The sequence below is a fragment of the Pseudomonas sp. TE3644 genome (genome assembly GCF_056278815.1).
This window is the reverse complement of record NZ_JBWBQF010000001.1, coordinates 1654349-1675644: the sequence shown is the minus strand read 5'-3', so window position 1 is coordinate 1675644 and position 21296 is coordinate 1654349. Positions and strand designations below refer to the sequence as shown.

The window sequence follows — 21296 nt, the reverse complement described above, 5'->3', positions numbered from 1 at the left end:
TACGGCGAGTGCCGTACAAGCATTAGGCAACACAACCCGCGCAGAGTTTAGCCGGCAGCGCGACGCGGCAGGCCAATGCGTACGCGCAGCCCGCCCTGGGGGCTGGCGAGCAGCGCCAGGGTGCCGCCCCAGGCGTCGACGATGTCACGCACGATGCCCAGGCCCAGGCCATGGCCACTGACTTGCTCGTCCAGGCGCGAGCCGCGGTTGAGCACCCCTTCACGCTGGGCCTGGGGGATACCGGGGCCATCATCGTCGACCTCCAGCACATACCCATTTGCGTGGCCGGTGACGGTCAGGCGCACTTCGCTGTCGGCCCATTTGCAGGCGTTGTCCAGCAGGTTGCCCAGCACTTCCAGCAGGTCCTCGCGGTCCCAGGGCAGCATCAGGCCCGGCGGCTGACTGCAGGTGATGGTCAGTTCTTCGCCATGGATCATCCGCAGGGTGGCCACCAGCCCCGCCAGCTCGGTTTCGCAGTCGAACAGCTCGCTGGGCAGCGCATCCCCGGCCAGCCGTGCGCGATTGAGTTCGCGACCCAGGCGCTGCTCGATCTGTTCCAGTTGCTCACGCAATGCCTTGGCCAGCTCGGGGTGGGCGGCCAGGCGCTCGCCGGCGACCAGGCTGAACAACACCGCCATGGGCGTTTTCAATGCATGGCCAAGGTTGCCCAAGGCGTGCCGGGAACGCCGCAGGCTGTCCTCGGTGTGGGCCAGCAGATGGTTGATCTGGGCCACCAGCGGTTCCAGCTCCACAGGCACTTGGGTGTCGAGCTGGGATCGTTGACCCTGCTGCAGTTGCGCGATCTGCTCGCGGGCGCGCTCCAGGGGGCGCAGCGCGCGTTTCACCGTCAGGCGCTGCAACACCAGGATCAGCAACAGCGCCGCCAGGCCCATGCCCAGGCCGATACGCTGCATGCGCTGGAAGCTGGCACGCACGGGCGTGTAGTCTTGCGCCACACTGATGGACAGTGATTGGCCGAGACGCTTGTAGTCCGAGCGCAGCACCAGCAGCAGCTGGTTTTCCGGCCCCAGGGTCAGGTTGGCGTGCAGGCCGGTGACGTCCGGTTGCGCAAACTCCTGGTCCCAGAGCGACCGTGAGCGCCAATGGCCATCAGGGAAATCAATGCGAAAGTAATGACCGGAGAACGGGCGCTCGTAGGCCGGAGAAATACGCCGGTCATCCAGTTGCAGGCCAGTAGGGCCGCGCACCAGCGCCACCAGCAGGTTCTCGCTTTCGTTACGCAGGCCAGCTTCCAGATAACGTTGCAGGCCCACCTCGAACAGCCACAGGCTCAGTTGCGCCACGGCCACGCCGACCACCACCAGCACGCTGATCAGGCCGACACTCAAGCGCCCCTGAATCGACTTCAAGGCGAGCCCGCTCCAAACAGGTAACCCTGGCCGCGACGGGTCTCGATGACCGCACGACCCAGCTTGCGCCGCAGGTGGTTGACGTGGACTTCCAGCACGTTGGAGTCGCGCTCGGTTTCACCGTCGTAGAGGTGTTCGGCCAGGTGCCCCTTGGAGAGGATCTGCCCGGGGTGCAGCATGAAGTAACGCAGCAGGCGGAACTCGGCGGCGGTGAGTTGAATATCGACACCGGCCTGGCTGACGCACTGGCGCCCTTCGTCCAGGTGCAACCCGGCCGCCTGCAGGGTGGGCTGGTTGGCCAGGCCACGGGCACGGCGCAACAGGGCCTGCACGCGCAGGTGCAGCTCCTCGGGGTGGAATGGTTTGGTCAGGTAATCGTCGGCACCGGCCTTCAGGCCCTCGATACGTTCGGCCCAGGAGCCGCGCGCGGTGAGGATCAGCACGGGCGTGGACAGGCCGCCGCTGCGCCATTGGGCCAGCACCTCCAGGCCCGGCAACCCCGGCAACCCGAGGTCGAGAATGATCAGGTCATAAGGTTCCACCGAGCCTTGATAGGCGGCGTCACGCCCATCCGCCAGCCAGTCCACGGCATAGCCCTGGGCCTTGAGCCCCGCCGTGAGTTCGTCGGCCAGGGGCACGTTGTCTTCAACCAGCAGCAGGCGCATCAATCATCTTCCTTGTCCTTGCGCAGGTGGCCGGTGGCCGCCTCCAGCTCGATTTCGCGGACCACGCCATCGGCGGTCAGCAACTCGACTTCATAGGTGTAGACGCCATCATCTTCCTCCAGCTCCGCTTCCAGCAGCTTGGCGCCCGGGTAGCGCGCCATGGCCTTGTGCAGCAATTGCTCCAAGGGCAGGATCACCCCCGCTTGACGCAGCTTGAGGGCTTCATCCTGCCCCAGGTCGTGGGCGCTGGCAAAGGTGCAGCAGGCGGCCAGGGCCAACAGCGGGCCTGGCCGTAGAGTCGGTTTCATCAGGTGTCCTGGTGGTCCTTGAGGATTTCGCCGGTGGCGGCGTCCAGTTCCAGGTCCCATTCGGTGCCCTTGGCGTCGCGCAACTCGACCTGGTACAGGTGCTTGCCGTAGCTTTCCTCAAGCTCGGTTTCCTTCACCGTGGCGCCAGGGTGACGGGCCAGCGCGGCGGCGTTGAGTTTTTCGAACGACTGGATGGTACCAGCATCGCGCAGGCGCAGTGCCTCGTCGGGGCCCAGGTCGCGGGCTTGGGCGGCGCTGGCGCCGAGGGTCAGGGTAACAGCGGTGATCAGGGCAGTGACGTGGTTCATGGCAGGCTCCATTGAGTCATCAAGTGGGTACGGAGCAAAGGCTATCCGGAACAACTTAATTGAAACTGAAATTGAAAGGCCATCATCGTAGCGGAGTGCGTTGCGGACGTCGGCCAGACTAGGGCAATGCTTCCTGTAGGAAAATTCCCAAGTTTATGAGGTGTCCCGTCGCCGCTGCCGCCAGGCGGCGCTGGCCCTGTGCCTCACTGGAGATCTCCGGGGTTCATACAGGCCAGCGCAGCCTGGCGGCAGCGGCTACGGATTCATGCGCCACGGTTGGAAATGCAGTAGATTGACCTGTCTGTTACGAGGTTTTTGCATGAGCGCCATCCATATCAAGTCCCCTTCCCTGAGCATCAAGGTCGGCCATCAGGCCATGGCGCGCATCCGCGAGCAGGGTCTGCAGGCCGCCGACGTCGGTATTTTGCCGGGGGCGGCCGGCGGGCCCAAGGCCTTGGGCATACAGGGGCTGGACTTGGCGCTGTTCGGCGAATGGCTGCCAGGGGCGGTGCGCGAGCGCTCGCTGATTGGGGCCTCGATCGGCTCCTGGCGCTTCGCCAGCGCCTGCCTGCCGGACCCGGTGCAGGGGCTGCGTCTGCTTGGCCAGCTGTATAACGAGCAGAGCTTTGCCAAGGGCGTGACCATGGCTGAAGTCAGTCAAAGCTGCCACCGCATGCTCGACGACCTGCTGGCCGGCCAGGACGCGCGCATTCTCGACAATGCGCATTACCGCCTCAACGTCATGGTGGTACGCAGTCACGGGCGCCTGGCCCAGGACCATCGCGGCCATCTGGGCCTGGGCCTGGGCGCGGTGATTGCCGACAACCTGATGGGCCGGGCGCGGCTGTCGCGGCATTTCGAGCGGGTGATCCTGCATGACCAGCGCCTGGCCCCGCCCTTGCACCCCCTCACCGACTTCCCCTCGCGCTGTCTGCCGCTGGACACCGGTAACCTGCGCCAGGCGTTGTTGGCCTCGGGCTCCATCCCCATGGTGATGGAGGGGGTGCGCGATATCCCCGGCGCGGGCGTTGGCACGTTCCGCGATGGCGGACTGCTGGACTACCACCTGGACTTGCCCTACAGCGGCGAGGACCTGGTGCTGTACCCGCACTTCACCGACAAAATCATCCCGGGCTGGTTCGACAAAACCCTGCCCTGGCGGCGCGGTGATGCCCAGCGCCTGCGCAATGTGGTGTTGCTGGCCCCCTCGGCGCACTACCTGGCCAGCCTGCCGCATGGCAAGTTGCCGGACCGCAGCGACTTCAAGCGCTTCATGGGCCAGGACAAGGCGCGCCAGGATTATTGGCGCACGGCCATGAGCGAAAGCCAGCGCATGGGCGATGAGTTCCTGGAGCTGACGCAAAGCGGCAAGCTGGCCGATGTGCTGCAGCCCCTCTGACAGCTGGGTCAGGTTACTGGTAGACTAGGCGATTGCATTGGCTTTTTCGGGTTCAAGACACGTGGAAATCTTCAAGGAATTTACTTTCGAATCGGCTCACCGGCTGCCACATGTCCCTGAAGGGCATAAATGCGGCCGCCTGCATGGCCACTCGTTCAAGGTGGCGCTGCACCTGACCGGCCCGGTCGACCCGCACACGGGCTGGATTCGCGATTTCTCGGAAATCAAGGCGATCTTCAAGCCGCTGTATGAGCAGCTTGACCATAACTACCTGAACGACATTCCTGGCCTGGAAAACCCCACCAGTGAAGTGCTGGCCAAGTGGATCTGGGAACAGGTCAAGCCGCTGTTGCCGGAGCTGTCGAAGGTCCGTATCCATGAGACGTGCACCAGCGGTTGCGAGTACTACGGCGACTGATGATCGCTGTTGTGAAAAAACCACCCTCGCGGTGGTTTTTTTATGCCTGGGAAATGTGTAGCCGCTGCCGCAGGCTGCGCTGGGCTTATGCTTCACAGGAGATCTTCAGCGTTCACACCCGCCAGCGCAGCCTGGCGGCAGCGGCTACGAGGTGGCATGCGGCAATATGTCGCAAATAAAGGTCGATTATCGCCCACTTGGCGGACTGGGGGCTAAAGCATGGCCAAAGGCTAGCGATATAGAGGAAGCGGACCAATCTGACAATAACAACCCAGATGCGCTTGATACCCCCTGCTGGAACGAGCGAAGAGTCCGCGCCCGACCTCGATCTGTGGAGTTGATCGCATGTTTCGTCACCTCAGTATTCGCACCAGCATGGGCGCGATCCTAGCCTTGTTTGTCGCTGCCCTGCTGTTTTCCACCGTCAGCGCCTGGCGCAACGCCGAACAAAGCGATGCCCAGGTGCAGGAGTTGCACCGCACGGCCCTGCAGGCGGACCGCCTGAATAACGCCTTGCTGCTGGCCATCCGCACCAGTGCCAACGTGTCGTCCGCGTTCCTGGAAAACCTGGGCGGCCAGCACGAGGCGTCGACGGCGCGGCTGGCCCGCTCGCAGGAGATCTGGCAGCAGTCGGCGCAACTGATCGACCATTTCGGCCAGACGCTGGAGCCGCATAATACCGCCCTGGGCCTGCAGCTGGAGCAATCCTTTGTGGCTTACGGCAAGACCATTGATGGTCAACGGGCTGCGGCGCGTGCCGGCGACCTGGCAGCCTACTTCACAGTCAACCAACAGGCGGCTGCGGCCATGGGCGCGTTGCAGGATCAGCGCAACGCACTGATGAAAGCCCTGAACGATCGCAGCTCTGCGTTGATGGTGCTGACCGATAGCCGCCTCAGGGAAGCCAAGACCATTGCCGTATTGCTGTTGCTGACCACGCTGTTGCTGGCGGGCTGCTGCTGGAGCTTTATCGTTGCCCGAGTGTTGCGCCCCCTTGGGTTGGCAGGCCAGCACTTCAAACGCATTGCATCGGGTGATCTGCGCGAACCTATTGAGGTGCACAGCCGCAACGAGATTGGTGAGCTGTTTGCCGAACTGGGTCGCATGCAGGACAGCCAGCGCCAGACGATCGCCCACATCAGCGCTTCGGCGCAGCAGTTGGCCGGGGCAGCGCAGCAATTGTCTGCGGTGACGGAAGAGTCCAACCGCGGTGTTCAGCAGCAAGATCAGGAGCTGGAACAAGCGGCCACCGCCGTCACCGAGATGACCACTGCCGTTGAAGAAGTCGCCCGTAACGCGGTCTCGACGTCCGAGGCGGCTGAAGCCTCCAATGCCCTTTCGCAGCAGAGTCGCCAACAGGTTCAGGACACCATCGACGGCACTCATGCCATGGCAGCCGATATCGAGGGCAGCTCACAGCTGATCCAGAAACTGGCCGGCGAGACCCGCGAGATTGGCAAGGTGCTGGACGTGATCCGCGCCGTGTCTGAACAAACCAACCTGCTGGCCCTGAACGCGGCGATCGAAGCTGCACGCGCAGGCGAGGCCGGGCGTGGGTTTGCCGTGGTGGCCGACGAAGTCCGTACCCTGGCCCACCGCACGCAGGAGTCGACTCGTGAAATCGAGCAGATGATTGTCCGCCTGCAGACCGGTACCGAGGCGGCAGTCAACTCCATGCGCTCGAGCACTGAAAAGGCCCAGGTCAACCTGACGTTGACCCAGGCGTGTGGTGATGTGCTGGAGCAGATCTATGGGGCGATCAGTGAAATCAACGAGCGTAACCTGGTGATTGCCAGCGCGGCGCAGGAGCAGTCTCATGTGGCGCGGGAGGTGGATAGCAATCTGATCAACATTCGCAATCTGTCGCTGCAGTCGGCCGAAGGGGCTGGCAGGACCAGTGCGGCGAGTCGGGAGATGACGGCGTTGGCTGGGGAGCTGACGGCGTTGGTGGCGCGGTTCAGGGCCTGATTTGTTGCTTCATGATAGCCACCCTGCGGGGTGGCTTTTTTGTGCCTGTTATTGGCGGTCTGTAGCCGCTGCCGCTAGGCTGCGCTGGCCCTGGTGTGCGCTGTAGATCTTCAGTGTGGCTTGGGGCCAGCGCAGCCTGGCGGCAGCGGCTACGATGCGGTGTGTCAGGTAGGGCCTCATCGCGAGCAAGCTTTGCTCCCACAGTGGTCACTTAACCTGAGATGTACACCTGTGGGAGCAAAGCTTGCTCGCGAGAGGCCAGCACAGCCAACCAAAATCCTGAAGCCCGGAAAAGACAAAACCCCCACCTGCTTTCGCAAGTGGGGGTTTCGGAATTTAATCTTGACGATGACCTACTCTCACATGGGGAAACCCCACACTACCATCGGCGATGCATCGTTTCACTGCTGAGTTCGGGATGGGATCAGGTGGTTCCAATGCTCTATGGTCGTCAAGAAATTCTGTAGCCAGGATGCCCTTTGGGTGGCACTCCAGCGAATCGGGTATGTGATGGTATTTGTGAATCGCAAACTTTCGGTTCGTATCATCTTCACAACACCGCAATCTGGCTTCCGCTCAAATTGCTTGGGTGTTATATGGTCAAGCCTCACGGGCAATTAGTATTGGTTAGCTCAACGCCTCACAGCGCTTACACACCCAACCTATCAACGTCGTAGTCTTCGACGGCCCTTCAGGGAACTCAAGGTTCCAGTGAGATCTCATCTTGAGGCAAGTTTCCCGCTTAGATGCTTTCAGCGGTTATCTTTTCCGAACATAGCTACCCGGCAATGCCACTGGCGTGACAACCGGAACACCAGAGGTTCGTCCACTCCGGTCCTCTCGTACTAGGAGCAGCCCCTCTCAAATCTCAAACGTCCACGGCAGATAGGGACCGAACTGTCTCACGACGTTCTAAACCCAGCTCGCGTACCACTTTAAATGGCGAACAGCCATACCCTTGGGACCGGCTTCAGCCCCAGGATGTGATGAGCCGACATCGAGGTGCCAAACACCGCCGTCGATATGAACTCTTGGGCGGTATCAGCCTGTTATCCCCGGAGTACCTTTTATCCGTTGAGCGATGGCCCTTCCATACAGAACCACCGGATCACTAAGACCTACTTTCGTACCTGCTCGACGTGTCTGTCTCGCAGTCAAGCGCGCTTTTGCCTTTATACTCTACGACCGATTTCCGACCGGTCTGAGCGCACCTTCGTACTCCTCCGTTACTCTTTAGGAGGAGACCGCCCCAGTCAAACTACCCACCATACACTGTCCTCGATCCGGATAACGGACCTGAGTTAGAACCTCAAAGTTGCCAGGGTGGTATTTCAAGGATGGCTCCACGCGAACTGGCGTCCACGCTTCAAAGCCTCCCACCTATCCTACACAAGCAAATTCAAAGTCCAGTGCAAAGCTATAGTAAAGGTTCACGGGGTCTTTCCGTCTAGCCGCGGATACACTGCATCTTCACAGCGATTTCAATTTCACTGAGTCTCGGGTGGAGACAGCGCCGCCATCGTTACGCCATTCGTGCAGGTCGGAACTTACCCGACAAGGAATTTCGCTACCTTAGGACCGTTATAGTTACGGCCGCCGTTTACCGGGGCTTCGATCAAGAGCTTCGCGTTAGCTAACCCCATCAATTAACCTTCCGGCACCGGGCAGGCGTCACACCCTATACGTCCACTTTCGTGTTTGCAGAGTGCTGTGTTTTTAATAAACAGTCGCAGCGGCCTGGTATCTTCGACCGGCATGAGCTTACGGAGCAAGTCCTTCACCCTCACCGGCGCACCTTCTCCCGAAGTTACGGTGCCATTTTGCCTAGTTCCTTCACCCGAGTTCTCTCAAGCGCCTTGGTATTCTCTACCCAACCACCTGTGTCGGTTTGGGGTACGGTTCCTGGTTACCTGAAGCTTAGAAGCTTTTCTTGGAAGCATGGCATCAACCACTTCGTCGTCTAAAGACAACTCGTCATCAGCTCTCGGCCTTAGAATCCCGGATTTACCTAAGATTCCAGCCTACCACCTTAAACTTGGACAACCAACGCCAAGCTGGCCTAGCCTTCTCCGTCCCTCCATCGCAATAACCAGAAGTACAGGAATATTAACCTGTTTTCCATCGACTACGCTTTTCAGCCTCGCCTTAGGGACCGACTAACCCTGCGTCGATTAACGTTGCGCAGGAAACCTTGGTCTTTCGGCGTGGGTGTTTTTCACACCCATTGTCGTTACTCATGTCAGCATTCGCACTTCTGATACCTCCAGCAAGCTTCTCAACTCACCTTCACAGGCTTACAGAACGCTCCTCTACCGCATCATCATAAGATGATACCCGTAGCTTCGGTGCATGGTTTGAGCCCCGTTACATCTTCCGCGCAGGCCGACTCGACTAGTGAGCTATTACGCTTTCTTTAAAGGGTGGCTGCTTCTAAGCCAACCTCCTAGCTGTCTAAGCCTTCCCACATCGTTTCCCACTTAACCATGACTTTGGGACCTTAGCTGACGGTCTGGGTTGTTTCCCTTTTCACGACGGACGTTAGCACCCGCCGTGTGTCTCCCATGCTCGGCACTTGTAGGTATTCGGAGTTTGCATCGGTTTGGTAAGTCGGGATGACCCCCTAGCCGAAACAGTGCTCTACCCCCTACAGTGATACATGAGGCGCTACCTAAATAGCTTTCGAGGAGAACCAGCTATCTCCGAGCTTGATTAGCCTTTCACTCCGATCCACAGGTCATCCGCTAACTTTTCAACGGTAGTCGGTTCGGTCCTCCAGTTAGTGTTACCCAACCTTCAACCTGCCCATGGATAGATCGCCCGGTTTCGGGTCTATACCCAGCGACTAAACGCGCTATTAACACTCGCTTTCGCTACGCCTCCCCTATTCGGTTAAGCTCGCCACTGAATATAAGTCGCTGACCCATTATACAAAAGGTACGCAGTCACAGAACAAAGTCTGCTCCCACTGCTTGTACGCATACGGTTTCAGGATCTATTTCACTCCCCTCTCCGGGGTTCTTTTCGCCTTTCCCTCACGGTACTAGTTCACTATCGGTCAGTCAGTAGTATTTAGCCTTGGAGGATGGTCCCCCCATATTCAGACAAAGTTTCTCGTGCTCCGTCCTACTCGATTTCATTGATAAGAGATTTTCGCGTACAGGGCTATCACCCACTATGGCCGCACTTTCCAGAGCGTTCCGCTAATCTCAAATCAACTTAAGGGCTGGTCCCCGTTCGCTCGCCACTACTAAGGGAATCTCGGTTGATTTCTTTTCCTCAGGGTACTTAGATGTTTCAGTTCCCCTGGTTCGCCTCTTGCACCTATGTATTCAGTACAAGATAACCATCTTATGATGGCTGGGTTCCCCCATTCAGACATCTCCGGATCACAGTCTGTTTGCCGACTCCCCGAAGCTTTTCGCAGGCTACCACGTCTTTCATCGCCTCTGACTGCCAAGGCATCCACCGTATGCGCTTCTTCACTTGACCATATAACCCCAAGCAATCTGGTTATACTATGAAGACGACATTCGCCGAAAATTTGCAATTTGAATCACAAATTTTACCTTAGCCTGAATAAACACCAGTGAAAGTGCTATCCAGTCTATCTTTCTATCACATACCCAAATTTTTAAAGAACGATTCTGATAAAGTTCAGAAATCAATATTCGATGCGAATATTCATTTCTAAGCTTTGGAAGCAGTTTATGGTGGAGCCAAGCGGGATCGAACCGCTGACCTCCTGCGTGCAAGGCAGGCGCTCTCCCAGCTGAGCTATGGCCCCATAACAAAATTGGTGGGTCTGGGCAGATTCGAACTGCCGACCTCACCCTTATCAGGGGTGCGCTCTAACCAACTGAGCTACAGACCCAATTTCGAGCGTAACTGTTAGCTAGTTCAGCTATCAGCTTGGAGCTTAAAGCTGCTTCTATCGTCTTCTTCAATGAATCAAGCAATTCGTGTGGGAGCTCATGATACAGCTGATGTCGTCGATTAAGGAGGTGATCCAGCCGCAGGTTCCCCTACGGCTACCTTGTTACGACTTCACCCCAGTCATGAATCACACCGTGGTAACCGTCCCCCCGAAGGTTAGACTAGCTACTTCTGGTGCAACCCACTCCCATGGTGTGACGGGCGGTGTGTACAAGGCCCGGGAACGTATTCACCGCGACATTCTGATTCGCGATTACTAGCGATTCCGACTTCACGCAGTCGAGTTGCAGACTGCGATCCGGACTACGATCGGTTTTGTGAGATTAGCTCCACCTCGCGGCTTGGCAACCCTCTGTACCGACCATTGTAGCACGTGTGTAGCCCAGGCCGTAAGGGCCATGATGACTTGACGTCATCCCCACCTTCCTCCGGTTTGTCACCGGCAGTCTCCTTAGAGTGCCCACCATTACGTGCTGGTAACTAAGGACAAGGGTTGCGCTCGTTACGGGACTTAACCCAACATCTCACGACACGAGCTGACGACAGCCATGCAGCACCTGTCTCAATGTTCCCGAAGGCACCAATCCATCTCTGGAAAGTTCATTGGATGTCAAGGCCTGGTAAGGTTCTTCGCGTTGCTTCGAATTAAACCACATGCTCCACCGCTTGTGCGGGCCCCCGTCAATTCATTTGAGTTTTAACCTTGCGGCCGTACTCCCCAGGCGGTCAACTTAATGCGTTAGCTGCGCCACTAAAGACTCAAGGTCCCCAACGGCTAGTTGACATCGTTTACGGCGTGGACTACCAGGGTATCTAATCCTGTTTGCTCCCCACGCTTTCGCACCTCAGTGTCAGTATCAGTCCAGGTAGTCGCCTTCGCCACTGGTGTTCCTTCCTATATCTACGCATTTCACCGCTACACAGGAAATTCCACTACCCTCTACCATACTCTAGCTTGCCAGTTTCGGATGCAGTTCCCAGGTTGAGCCCGGGGATTTCACATCCGACTTAACAAACCACCTACGCGCGCTTTACGCCCAGTAATTCCGATTAACGCTTGCACCCTCTGTATTACCGCGGCTGCTGGCACAGAGTTAGCCGGTGCTTATTCTGGCGGTAACGTCAAAATTGCAGAGTATTAATCTACAACCCTTCCTCCCACCTTAAAGTGCTTTACAATCCGAAGACCTTCTTCACACACGCGGCATGGCTGGATCAGGCTTTCGCCCATTGTCCAATATTCCCCACTGCTGCCTCCCGTAGGAGTCTGGACCGTGTCTCAGTTCCAGTGTGACTGATCATCCTCTCAGACCAGTTACGGATCGTCGCCTTGGTGAGCCATTACCTCACCAACTAGCTAATCCGACCTAGGCTCATCTGATAGCGCAAGGCCCGAAGGTCCCCTGCTTTCTCCCGTAGGACGTATGCGGTATTAGCGTTCCTTTCGAAACGTTGTCCCCCACTACCAGGCAGATTCCTAGGCATTACTCACCCGTCCGCCGCTGAATCGAAGAGCAAGCTCTTCTCATCCGCTCGACTTGCATGTGTTAGGCCTGCCGCCAGCGTTCAATCTGAGCCATGATCAAACTCTTCAGTTCAATACTGCAATTAGGTTTTGAGAAAACCTTATAAACTTGGCTCAGCAATCGTTGGTTACATCTTTGATTTCTCGCGGAGTAACTTGTGATGCTGATAATCTTGTTGACTATCAGTCTGAGTCACAAGCACCCACACGAATTGCTTGATTCAGTTGTTAAAGAGCGGTTGGTTGATTCTTTCGTCTCAACCGAGGCGCGCATTCTACGCTTTCCTCAGAGTCTGTCAAGCGTTTATTTTGAAGTTTTTCAGAATTTCTCGTTGAACTTCAAACACTTGGCTCGCTTCGATCTCTCGTTAGCGGGAGGCGAATTATAAGGAGATCTGGAAGGAGGTCAAGGGGTAATTCACATAAATGTCATGAAGATCAAAAGCATTCCTGCGGGGGGCGGTGTCAGGGCTACCAGGTGCATGCCGGAAGAGTTTCATGCCTCATGAGATCGAGCGCCGCCCGCGCGGCGCTTCGCGGCCACAGGCCGCTCCTACCGTTTGTTTCGGGCCAGTTTTGTCTGCTGGATCTCCCGGGACCGCCTGGGTGGCACCAACACAGATTTGCAGCGAACAAACAAGGCGGTCCCGGGAGATGCCACTGGCATAACTGGCCCGAAACAAACGGTAGGATCGGCGGGGCGGCCATCCGCCCGTGGCCGCGAAGCGCCGCGCGGGCGGCGCTCGATGTCACGGGGCATGCATCTCTCCAGGCATGCATTTGGTGGCCATCATGCGATGGCATGGCATGCACCTGGCGGCCCTCATGCAACCCCACGGCATGCCCCTAGCAGCCCCAACCCAATCCCCCCAAAAAAACCACCACCCATCTTTTCCATTGCGCACTATATTGCCCAATACCCACTTCCCGCGCATCATGTCCCCTGCTCCCCCCTTCCTATATATAAGACGGACCTGCCCCGCAATGACCGACCACCGCCGCAGCCTGGCCACCTCGTTGTTTCCCGTTGGCCTGCTGCTGATCGCCATGGCCTCCATTCAATCCGGCGCATCGCTGGCCAAGACCATGTTCCCCGTTATCGGCGCGCAAGGCACCACTACCCTGCGGCTGATTTTCGCTGCGGTGATCATGGTGCTGCTGCTACGCCCATGGCGCGCCACGCTCACCGCACGCTCCCTGCTGACCGTGGTGATCTACGGCATTTCCCTGGGCGGCATGAATTTCCTCTTCTATATGGCATTGCGCAGCGTGCCGCTGGGTATCGCCGTGGCGCTGGAGTTCACGGGCCCACTGGCCGTGGCACTGTACGCCTCACGTCGGCCGCTGGACTTTGTATGGATTGCCCTGGCGGTGGTCGGCCTGATCCTGTTGATCCCCATGGGCGACGCCAAGGCCGGGATCGACCTGGTGGGCGCCAGCTATGCACTGGGGGCCGGCGCCTGCTGGGCGCTGTACATCCTGTTCGGCCAGAAGGCGGGCGCTGACAACGGCATCCAGACCGCAGCGCTGGGCGTGGTCATCGCCGCACTGTTCATCGCGCCCATTGGCATCGTGCACGCGGGCACCGCGCTGCTTTCCCCCGCGCTGCTGCCGGTGGCGCTGGGGGTGGCGGTGCTGTCCACGGCCCTTCCTTATAGCCTGGAGATGGTGGCCCTGACGCGCCTGCCAGCGCGTACCTTCGGCACCTTGATGAGCATTGAGCCGGCGTTCGGCGCATTATCCGGGCTGTTGTTCCTGCATGAAGTGTTGTCGTTCTCGCAGTGGCTGGCCATTGCCTCGATCATCACGGCCTCGATCGGCGCCACGCTGACCATGCGCCGCGAGCCCCACGCCACGCCGGTGGCCGACTGAAGCAAAACCGTTACAGAAAAAGTGGCTTTGCCAATTGCGGCAAAGCGCCAGCCTGTTTAGGCTGTGCTCCTTCGTCAAACGTGAAGTTTTTCGACCGTGACAAGGATGTCCCATACGGGTCAGGTGATAAGCCGAGAATCAGACCTGGACGACAGATCCGGGCTTGCCAGTAAGGACATTAATGAAACAGTTGTTGATCATGGTGGCGGTTCTGGCGGTTGCCGGTTGCGCTGCCACTTCCAGTACCTCCATCAAGCACGGCAAGAAAGGGCTGCACATCAACTGCTCCGGCCTTTCCTCTTCGTGGGACAAGTGCTATCAGGCGGCTACCGACGCCTGCGGCGCCAAGGGATACAAGGTGCTCGCCAAGTCCGGCGACGCGGTGGAAGACCCAGGTGACTACCCTTTTGGTCTGAACCCGGCGGGTTACACCAGCCGCAGCATGATCGTGATCTGCAAGTAGCCCTGAAAAATAGCGGATTCGCCCTCCAGAAAGGGCCGGCCATCGGTTGCCGGCCCGTCGATACATCGCCTATGGTTCGTTCCATCGACACTCGAAGGAACCGCCCCCATGGCTTCTGCGCCCAATCATAAAGTCGTGCTGGTGATCGGCGCCGGTGATGCCACCGGTGGTGCCATTGCCCGACGCTTTGCCCGCGAAGGTTACATTGCCTGCGTGATCCGCCGCAGCGCCGACAAGCTGCAGCCCTTGGTGGACAGCATCGTGGCCGAAGGCGGCCAAGCGTTCGGCTTTGCCTGCGATGCACGCAAGGAAGAAGAAGTCATCGACCTGGTCGAGCACATCGAACGCGATATCGGCGCCATCGATGTCTACGTGTTCAATATCGGCGCCAACGTGCCGTGCAGCATCCTCGACGAAACCGCGCGCAAGTATTTCAAGATCTGGGAGATGGCCTGCTTTTCGGCGTTCCTCACTGCCCGGGAGGTGGCCAAGCGCATGGTCACCCGCAACCGCGGGACGCTGCTGTTCACCGGGGCTACCGCCGGCACCCGAGGCGCGGCCGGGTTTGCCGCCTTCGCCGGGGCCAAGCATGCACTGCGTGCCTTGGCCCAGAGCATGGCCCGCGAACTGGGGCCGCGGCACCTGCACGTTGCCCATGTGATCGTCGACGGTGCGATCGACACCGAATTCATCCGCACCCAATTCCCGGAAAAGTACGCCGAGAAGGACAACGACGGCATCCTCAACCCCGAACACATTGCCGACAACTATTGGTTCCTGCACTGCCAACCGCGTGATGCCTGGACCTTTGAGCTGGACCTGCGCCCCTGGGGCGAACGCTGGTAACCCCCCGACCGACTGCGAGGCACCACCATGAGCAAGACCGTGGAGTTCTATTTCGACCTGGGCAGCCCTGCCAGCTACCTGGCCTGGACCCAACTGCCGGGCATTTGCGCCGACACCGGCGGCCAGCTGGTGTACCGGCCGATGCTGCTGGGCGGCGTGTTCAAGGCGACGGGCAATGCCTCGCCCGCCAGCATTCCGGCCAAGGGGCGCTACATGAACCTGGACCTGCAACGCTATGCGACGCGCTACCAGGTGCCGTTGCGGTTCAGCGCGCACTTCCCCCTCAATACCCTGCCACTGATGCGCCTGATCACGGGTGTGCAGATGCGCCAGCCCGAACGTTTCCTCAGTCTGCTGGATTGTCTGTTCCCGGCGATGTGGGTACGCGGGTTGAATCTGGGTGACCCGGCCGTGGTGCAGGAGGTGCTGGCGGCCGATGGCTTCGATAGCCAGGCGTTGCAGGCGCTGGTACTGGATGATGAGGTGAAGGGGCAGCTCAAGGACGTGACCGAGCAGGCCTTGCAGCGCGGGGTGTTCGGTGCGCCCAGCCTGTTTGTGGATGACGAGCTGTTTTTTGGCCAGGATCGGCTGGAGTTCGTGCGCGAGGCCCTGCTGCGCGACTAAAGACCGCCCCGTAGCCGCTGCCGCCAGGCTGCGCTGGCCTTGATGTGCGCTGAAGATCTTCAGTGTACTCAGGGGCCAGCGCAGCCTGGCGGCAGCGGCTACGGGGGTGAGTGGTCAGACTGCTGCGGTGCGCGTTTGCAGCCAGGCCAGGGCCGCACCGTCAACCAGCGGTGCAACACGTTCCAGCACCTGGCGATGGTAGGCGTTGAGCCACTCGCGCTCCTCGGCCGTCAAGTGCTCCACCAACAGGCAGCGGGTGTCGATCGGGCACAGGGTCAGGGTCTCAAAGCTGAGGAACTCACCGAACTCGCTGCTGCCCGCCTCGCGGTTCATCGCCAGGTTCTCGATGCGCACGCCCCACTGCCCCGGCCGGTAGGTGCCCGGCTCGATCGAGGTGATCATGCCGGCCTGCATGGCGGTTTGCGGGCCGGGTGCGGCCTGGTAGGCGATGACCTGCGGGCCTTCGTGCACATTCATGAAATAGCCCACGCCGTGGCCGGTGCCGTGACCGTAGTCGACGTTGTCGGCCCAGATCGGCGCGCGGGCAATGGCGTCCAGCAATGGCGAAAGGATGCCGCGCGGGAACCGCGCGCGTGACAAGGCGATGACACCCTTGAGCACGCGCGTGCAATCGGCTTTCTGTGCCTGGGTCGGCGTGCCGACCGGCACCATGCGAGTGATATCGGTGGTCCCGCCCAGGTACTGGCCACCCGAGTCGATCAGCAGCAGGCCGTCACCTTCGATGCGCGCGTGGGACTCTTCAGTCGCGCGGTAATGCGGCATGGCGCCGTTGGCATTGAAGGCGGCGATGGTGGCAAAACTTGCCGACACGTAATTGGGCCGACGCTCGCGGGCAGCGGTGAGGTGCACGTCCACATCTACCTCGGTCACGGTCTCCCGGGCCAGGGCCGGCTCCAGCCAGGCGAAGAATTCGCACAGCGCCGCGCCATCCTGCTCCATGGCCTGACGGATATGCACCGCGTCGGCCTCGCTCTTGCGCGACTTGGCGAAGGTGCTCGGCGCAATGCCTTCCACCAGCACCACGCCGCTGTCCAGATTATCCAGCAGGCCGCAGGTGGCCTTCAACGGGTCGACCAGCAGGCGGGCGCCGGCCGGGACCTGGGCCAGGGCAGCGCCGACCTGATGGTAATCGCGCAGGCTCACACCTTCAGATGCCAACGTGGCGGACAGCGAAGCGTCGACCTTGCCCGGCGCCACGAACAGCAGCGCCTGGTCCTGGCTGATCAGGGCAAAGGACAGGAACACCGGGTTATAGGACACATCGCTGCCGCGCAGGTTGAACAGCCAGGCAATGTCGTCGACCGTGGCGATGAAATGCCACTCGGCGCCGCGCTCCTTGAGGGCTGCGCGAACACCGGCGAGCTTTTCCGTGCGGCTGACGGTGGCGTACGGCGGCAGGTGGGCATAGACGGGCGCATCCGGCAGCGCCGGGCGATCGCTCCAGACTTCCCCCAGCAGGTCCAGGTCGGTGCGCAGGCGTGCGCCGCGCGCACTGAGCTTTTCATCCAGGGTGCGTCGCGAGGCCAATGCCATGACGGCACCGTCCACAGCCACTACGCCATTATCGGGGGTCTGCTCGGCCAACCACTCCAGCGGGCCGGGTTTGCCAGGCCCCAGCTTGACCAGGGCGATGCCGCTGCCGGCCAGCTCTTTGTCGGCCTGCTCCCAGTAGCGGCTGTCGGCCCACAGGCCGGCGAAATCCTGGCTGACCACCAAAGTGCCTACCGAACCGTGAAAGCCCGACAACCATTGGCGCCCCTGCCAGTAACCGGGCAGGTATTCGGACAGGTGCGGGTCGGCGGACGGCACCAGCAGCGCATTGACGCCTTCGCGGGCCATGACGGCGCGGACCTGCGCCAGACGGGCCGGCACATCCTGGGGGGTTGAAGACTGCGTGCTCATGCTCACTCCTGGGCCACGGTGTAGATCGTTATAAGAATAGGAGGTGGATAATGAAGCAGCGCCGCCCAGGCGGCAACTGGGGCAGTGCTTGCGGGATGTTTCGCCGTAGCTGTCAGGCTATGGGTTTGCGGTGGGGCTTAGGGGGGCATGTCTTGGGTTTCTGTGGTGTTGTTGAGATCGCGCGCCGCCCGCGCGGCGCTTCCCGGCCACAGGCCGGTCCTACATTTGTTTCGGGCCAATTTTGCCAGTGGCATCACCAGGTCCGCCTTGTTTGCACCACCACAGATCTGCAGTGAAAAAACAAAGCGGACCAGGTAATTTCACAGACAATGGCACGTTGCAACAAATGTAGGACCGGCCTGTGGCCGGGAAGCGCCGCGCGGGCGGCGCTCGGTCTCGAGCGCGCCACAACAATCAAGGCATGCACCTGGCGGCCCTGACGCAAACCTGCTGCGGCTACGGGCGCTGCTGTCAACTGAACTATCTTCTGCCCCCGCCATTCAAACACAGCAAACACCCCACGGGAGCTGCCCATGCCCAGCACGCCACGCAAGTCCGGGGTTGTCCTGTTACCCGGCGCCAAGCCAACGCCTGAGCATGAGCACGTCGTGCACAAGCACTTGGCGATCCGTATTGCCGCGCTGCTCGGCACGCGGTTTCTGGAGGAGGACGAGCGTCAGGGCAGCAAAGGTGAAGACCTTTACTACCTGCCTGCCGACACGCTGATCGACCCGACGGCATGGCGCGAGCGCTGTGGCATCGCCTCGGTCAACGACTTCTTCGGCGGCCTGGTCAGCCAGCCGTTCATGGTGACCAAGGCCATTTCCCACCCGCGCGTGCCCGGCAGCGAGGCGCCCCAGGGGTGGACCGACGCATTTGCCACCCACGCCGGCGACGCGTTGCTCGACGGACTCACCGTGTTCAGCCTGGACGATGCCCGCACGGCCGCCGCGCTACTGTTAAAGGAGGCGCCCCTGCGCCTCAAACCCGTGCGCGCCACCGCCGGCCGCGGCCAGACCATCATTCGCGACACCCAGGAACTGGACCTGGTGCTCAACCATATGGACGAAGCCGAAATCCGCGTCTGGGGTCTGGTACTGGAACAGAACCTGACGCAAGTGCGCACCTACAGCGTCGGCCACGTGCAAGTGGGCGGCACTACGGCGTCCTATCACGGCACCCAGCAACTGACCACCGACCATCGCGGCGAGCTGGTGTACGGCGGTTCGGACCTGGTGGTGGTACGTGGCGATTACGCGCAACTACTGGCCCTGGACCTGGAGGACGACACGCGCCTGGCCATTACCCAGGCGCAGCGCTATGAACAGGCGGCGCTGTCGGCCTTCCCCGGCTTTATCGCCTCGCGCCGCAACTATGACGTGGCTCACGGCCTGGACCATCGCGGCCAGGTGCGCAGCGGCGTGCTGGAACAATCCTGGCGGGTAGGCGGCGCCAGCAGTGCGGAAATCCTGGCGCTGCAAGCCTTCGCCGCCGACCCCGCCCTGCAGTGCATTCAGGCCTCGACCCACGAGGTGTTCGACAACAGCCCGATCCCGGCCGACGCCACCCTGTTCTACCAGGGTGACGACAGCGAGCTGGGCCGACTGAGCAAATACGCAAGGATTCGTGACTATGAGCGTGCATAGCGAGACCATCGACATCCAGGTCAGCAGCGAGACCATTGCCGGCACCCTGCTGACACCCGCCAGCAAGGTGCCCGGCATTCTGTTCGTGCACGGCTGGGGCGGCAGCCAGCAGCGTGACCTGGCACGGGCCAAGAACATCACGGGCCTGGGCTGCGTGTGCCTGACGTTCGACCTGCGCGGCCACGAGAAAACCGAGTCCCAGCGCCAGAGCGTGACCCGCGAACAGAACCTGGACGATCTGCTGGCCGCCTACGACCGGCTGGTCAGCCATCCGGTGGTGGACAGCAACGCCATCACCGTGATCGGCAGCAGCTATGGCGGTTACCTGGCCGCCATCCTGACCCGCCTGCGCAAGGTGCGCTGGCTGGCATTGCGGGTGCCGGCGCTGTATTGGGACAACGAGTGGAACGTGCCCAAGTACGCCCTGGACCGCAGTGGCCTGCAGGTGTATCGACGGGAGAATCTGGGGCCGGCAGACAACCGTGCGTTGGCGGCATGCGCGGAATTCGAAGGGGATGTGTTGCTGGTGGAATCGGAGCAGGACGACTATGTGCCGCACACTACCCTGATGAGCTACCGCTCGGCGTTCGTCAACGCCCACTCGCTTACCCATCGCATTGTCGACGGGGCCGACCATGCGCTTTCAACCGATGCCAATCAAAAAGCCTACAGCTCGATCCTGACCCAGTGGGTCAGCGAAATGGTGATCGGTGCGCGGCTGGAAAAATACCCGCATCACTCACCGCGGTATTCCTGATCAACCTTCCCGCACGCCTGAAGTGGCGAGGGCGCGCTGGCCAATGACTTCCTGAGTCTGGGAGCGTTCGATGCGAGTGCGTTCGCGCTGGTATTCGTCGAACGACAGGCCGCGGCGGCTCAAGGCTTCCAGGGCCAGCTCGTGCTGTTCCTCGGCGCTGTAGGGGCGCTCTTCGGGGTGGTTGGCGGCGCAACCGGCGAGGGTGGCGGCAAGGATCACAATGCTCATGGCGATGGCGGATTTCATGGGGGGCCTCCTGCACCCTGCGGTGCGTCATATGGCTGATTCGATGGATAAAGGCTACCGCCCTGCCCCCCTGCTCGAACAATCACTGCTCTCAATAGTGGCTATGCAGTTTTTTGCGCCCGGCACCGGTCGCACCTGTGGCGCGGCTACAGGCCGCGCTACTGCCCCGGCGCTGGCGAAATCCGCGGTGCGTGGTAGGCACCTGTACGCAAGCCCCACGCAACCTTCAGCAGGTCCAGCAATACGCCAGGGGCAACCCGCAAGACGGCCCCGGCCGCCAATTTGCTGCCCTGCTCAACGTCGCACCAATCAGCAATGGGCAGCATCGACACCGGGTAGCCAAAATGCCGCGCCAGGGCCAGCAGCTCCAGATCGAAACCGAAGCCTTCGATGCGCTGCAGCGCGAACAGCTGCCGGGCCACGTCGCGACGCAGCACCTTGAACCCGCACTGCGTGTCGTCGATACCCGGCACCAGCAACCCTTGGGCAAGCCAGTTGCCAAGCCGGGAAATGCGTTGCCGCAAGCCACGATGCGCTCCCTGCAAGGGTCGTACACCGATGCCGATGGGCTCGCCGCGCTGCATCAGGGCGAACACTTGCTGCAGGTGCGGCAACGGCGTAGCCAGGTCGGCATCCATGAACAACGCATAGCGTCCACGTGCGCTCAGCATGCCCAGCGCCACCTGCCGCCCCTTGGTGAACTGGCCCGCCGGCTTGGGGCTGGCTTCGATCAGCCGCAGCATCGGGTAGCCACCCAGCAACGACCGCACCACGCCCGCCGTACCATCAGGGCTTTGTGCGTCGACCACGATGATCTCGAAGTCCAGTTCGGGCGCGTTGCCGTGCAGGTAGCCTGTGAGCTTTCTCAGCGTGCGCCAGATACGTGGCTGACCCTGGACCAGCAGCGCCTCGTTGTAGGTGGGGATGATGATGGACAAGTCGATGGCACGTGCAGTGGACATGGAACCACCCGCTCGATGTTGGCGTCGTGCAACCACATTGGCGAGCAAGGCAACGGTCTGTCC

The 21296-nt window shown here is 60.6% G+C and carries 16 protein-coding genes, 2 tRNA genes and 3 rRNA genes; 9 read left to right on the top strand and 12 right to left on the bottom strand.

What is annotated here, in order from left to right; translation table 11 throughout:
* Positions 1-47 precede the first annotated feature (47 nt).
* From ACZ9GA_RS07570 to ACZ9GA_RS07555, 4 genes are read right to left on the bottom strand one after another with little or no spacing between them, the layout of a single operon-like run.
* Positions 48-1370 carry an ATP-binding protein gene (locus tag ACZ9GA_RS07570; RefSeq protein ID WP_457363280.1) on the bottom strand — a complete coding sequence of 441 codons (1323 nt, stop codon included), beginning with the start codon at positions 1368-1370 and terminating at the stop codon, positions 48-50.
* Positions 1367-2035, bottom strand: coding sequence for a response regulator transcription factor (locus tag ACZ9GA_RS07565; protein ID WP_457363281.1), 669 nt, complete (start codon positions 2033-2035; stop codon positions 1367-1369). Before ACZ9GA_RS07565 ends, ACZ9GA_RS07570 begins: the two co-directional genes overlap by 4 nt.
* On the bottom strand, positions 2035-2343 hold the full coding sequence (locus ACZ9GA_RS07560) for a PepSY domain-containing protein (RefSeq protein ID WP_027981408.1): 309 nt from the start codon (positions 2341-2343) through the stop codon (positions 2035-2037). Before ACZ9GA_RS07560 ends, ACZ9GA_RS07565 begins: the two co-directional genes overlap by 1 nt.
* Positions 2343-2651, bottom strand: a complete 309-nt coding sequence (locus ACZ9GA_RS07555) for a PepSY domain-containing protein (RefSeq protein ID WP_457363282.1) — start codon at positions 2649-2651, stop codon at positions 2343-2345. Before ACZ9GA_RS07555 ends, ACZ9GA_RS07560 begins: the two co-directional genes overlap by 1 nt.
* A 319-nt stretch (positions 2652-2970) precedes the next feature.
* On the opposite strand from ACZ9GA_RS07555, the gene ACZ9GA_RS07550 reads away from it, so the two are divergent.
* From ACZ9GA_RS07550 to ACZ9GA_RS07540, 3 genes are all read left to right on the top strand, one after another.
* Positions 2971-4050 carry a patatin-like phospholipase domain-containing protein gene (locus ACZ9GA_RS07550; RefSeq protein ID WP_457363283.1) on the top strand — a complete coding sequence of 360 codons (1080 nt, stop codon included), beginning with the start codon at positions 2971-2973 and terminating at the stop codon, positions 4048-4050.
* A 61-nt stretch (positions 4051-4111) separates the two neighbouring features.
* The gene (gene queD, locus ACZ9GA_RS07545) at positions 4112-4468 is read left to right on the top strand and encodes a 6-carboxytetrahydropterin synthase QueD (RefSeq protein WP_038337220.1); all 357 of its coding nucleotides are present in this window, start codon (positions 4112-4114) and stop codon (positions 4466-4468) included.
* Between the two features lie 345 nt (positions 4469-4813).
* Complete coding sequence (locus ACZ9GA_RS07540; RefSeq protein WP_457363284.1) at positions 4814-6436, top strand: methyl-accepting chemotaxis protein; 1623 nt, start codon at positions 4814-4816, stop codon at positions 6434-6436.
* 340 nt (positions 6437-6776) lie between these two features.
* On the opposite strand, the gene rrf is transcribed toward ACZ9GA_RS07540, so the two are convergent.
* From rrf to ACZ9GA_RS07515, 5 genes are all read right to left on the bottom strand, one after another.
* A 5S ribosomal RNA gene (rrf, locus tag ACZ9GA_RS07535) occupies positions 6777-6892 on the bottom strand.
* Between the two features lie 140 nt (positions 6893-7032).
* A 23S ribosomal RNA gene (locus tag ACZ9GA_RS07530) occupies positions 7033-9925 on the bottom strand.
* 219 nt (positions 9926-10144) lie between these two features.
* Positions 10145-10220: transfer RNA gene (locus ACZ9GA_RS07525), tRNA-Ala, on the bottom strand.
* 10 nt (positions 10221-10230) lie between these two features.
* Positions 10231-10307 (bottom strand) — tRNA-Ile (locus ACZ9GA_RS07520).
* 123 nt (positions 10308-10430) lie between these two features.
* Positions 10431-11967, bottom strand: a 16S ribosomal RNA gene (locus tag ACZ9GA_RS07515).
* The 16S, 23S and 5S rRNA genes sit together here with 2 tRNA genes alongside, the layout of an rRNA operon.
* Positions 11968-12878: 911 nt before the next feature.
* Here ACZ9GA_RS07515 and rhtA point away from each other — a divergent pair.
* The 4 genes from rhtA to ACZ9GA_RS07495 all read left to right on the top strand — a co-directional run bounded on the left by rhtA (position 12879) and on the right by ACZ9GA_RS07495 (position 15699).
* A complete protein-coding gene (gene rhtA, locus ACZ9GA_RS07510; protein ID WP_457363285.1) occupies positions 12879-13766 on the top strand; it encodes a threonine/homoserine exporter RhtA in 888 nt (295 codons plus the stop codon).
* Between the two features lie 181 nt (positions 13767-13947).
* The gene (locus tag ACZ9GA_RS07505) at positions 13948-14229 is read left to right on the top strand and encodes a hypothetical protein (protein ID WP_457363286.1); all 282 of its coding nucleotides are present in this window, start codon (positions 13948-13950) and stop codon (positions 14227-14229) included.
* Between the two features lie 108 nt (positions 14230-14337).
* Positions 14338-15075, top strand: coding sequence for an SDR family oxidoreductase (locus ACZ9GA_RS07500; RefSeq protein ID WP_457363287.1), 738 nt, complete (start codon positions 14338-14340; stop codon positions 15073-15075).
* A gap of 27 nt (positions 15076-15102) precedes the next feature.
* The gene (locus ACZ9GA_RS07495) at positions 15103-15699 is read left to right on the top strand and encodes a 2-hydroxychromene-2-carboxylate isomerase (RefSeq protein ID WP_457363288.1); all 597 of its coding nucleotides are present in this window, start codon (positions 15103-15105) and stop codon (positions 15697-15699) included.
* A gap of 114 nt (positions 15700-15813) precedes the next feature.
* Here ACZ9GA_RS07495 and ACZ9GA_RS07490 read toward each other — a convergent pair whose 3' ends face one another.
* A complete protein-coding gene (locus tag ACZ9GA_RS07490; RefSeq protein WP_457363289.1) occupies positions 15814-17622 on the bottom strand; it encodes an aminopeptidase P family protein in 1809 nt (602 codons plus the stop codon).
* Between the two features lie 527 nt (positions 17623-18149).
* Here ACZ9GA_RS07490 and ACZ9GA_RS07485 point away from each other — a divergent pair.
* Together ACZ9GA_RS07485 and ACZ9GA_RS07480 are read left to right on the top strand one after the other, a co-directional pair.
* The gene (locus ACZ9GA_RS07485; protein ID WP_457363778.1) at positions 18150-19268 is read left to right on the top strand and encodes a DUF3182 family protein; all 1119 of its coding nucleotides are present in this window, start codon (positions 18150-18152) and stop codon (positions 19266-19268) included.
* Entirely contained in the window at positions 19255-20025 is a 771-nt protein-coding gene (locus ACZ9GA_RS07480; RefSeq protein ID WP_457363290.1) for an alpha/beta hydrolase family protein, read from the top strand. Before ACZ9GA_RS07485 ends, ACZ9GA_RS07480 begins: the two co-directional genes overlap by 14 nt.
* On the opposite strand, the gene ACZ9GA_RS07475 is transcribed toward ACZ9GA_RS07480, so the two are convergent.
* Positions 20026-20271: a hypothetical protein gene (locus tag ACZ9GA_RS07475; RefSeq protein ID WP_457363291.1), complete on the bottom strand. Its 246-nt coding sequence runs from the start codon at positions 20269-20271 to the stop codon at positions 20026-20028. It lies immediately after the preceding gene.
* 158 nt (positions 20272-20429) lie between these two features.
* Positions 20430-21233 carry a glycosyltransferase gene (locus tag ACZ9GA_RS07470; RefSeq protein WP_457363292.1) on the bottom strand — a complete coding sequence of 268 codons (804 nt, stop codon included), beginning with the start codon at positions 21231-21233 and terminating at the stop codon, positions 20430-20432.
* Positions 21234-21296: the final 63 nt, after the last annotated feature.

Coding starts and splice junctions, on each gene's coding strand:
- ACZ9GA_RS07565 (WP_457363281.1), bottom strand. CDS start 2,035: ATGCGCCTGCTGCTGGTTGAAGACAACGTGCCCCTGGCCGACGAACTC.
- ACZ9GA_RS07560 (WP_027981408.1), bottom strand. CDS start 2,343: ATGAAACCGACTCTACGGCCAGGCCCGCTGTTGGCCCTGGCCGCCTGC.
- ACZ9GA_RS07555 (WP_457363282.1), bottom strand. CDS start 2,651: ATGAACCACGTCACTGCCCTGATCACCGCTGTTACCCTGACCCTCGGC.
- ACZ9GA_RS07550 (WP_457363283.1), top strand. CDS start 2,971: ATGAGCGCCATCCATATCAAGTCCCCTTCCCTGAGCATCAAGGTCGGC.
- ACZ9GA_RS07540 (WP_457363284.1), top strand. CDS start 4,814: ATGTTTCGTCACCTCAGTATTCGCACCAGCATGGGCGCGATCCTAGCC.
- rhtA (WP_457363285.1), top strand. CDS start 12,879: ATGACCGACCACCGCCGCAGCCTGGCCACCTCGTTGTTTCCCGTTGGC.
- ACZ9GA_RS07505 (WP_457363286.1), top strand. CDS start 13,948: ATGAAACAGTTGTTGATCATGGTGGCGGTTCTGGCGGTTGCCGGTTGC.
- ACZ9GA_RS07500 (WP_457363287.1), top strand. CDS start 14,338: ATGGCTTCTGCGCCCAATCATAAAGTCGTGCTGGTGATCGGCGCCGGT.
- ACZ9GA_RS07495 (WP_457363288.1), top strand. CDS start 15,103: ATGAGCAAGACCGTGGAGTTCTATTTCGACCTGGGCAGCCCTGCCAGC.
- ACZ9GA_RS07490 (WP_457363289.1), bottom strand. CDS start 17,622: ATGAGCACGCAGTCTTCAACCCCCCAGGATGTGCCGGCCCGTCTGGCG.
- ACZ9GA_RS07480 (WP_457363290.1), top strand. CDS start 19,255: ATGAGCGTGCATAGCGAGACCATCGACATCCAGGTCAGCAGCGAGACC.
- ACZ9GA_RS07475 (WP_457363291.1), bottom strand. CDS start 20,271: ATGAAATCCGCCATCGCCATGAGCATTGTGATCCTTGCCGCCACCCTC.
- ACZ9GA_RS07470 (WP_457363292.1), bottom strand. CDS start 21,233: ATGTCCACTGCACGTGCCATCGACTTGTCCATCATCATCCCCACCTAC.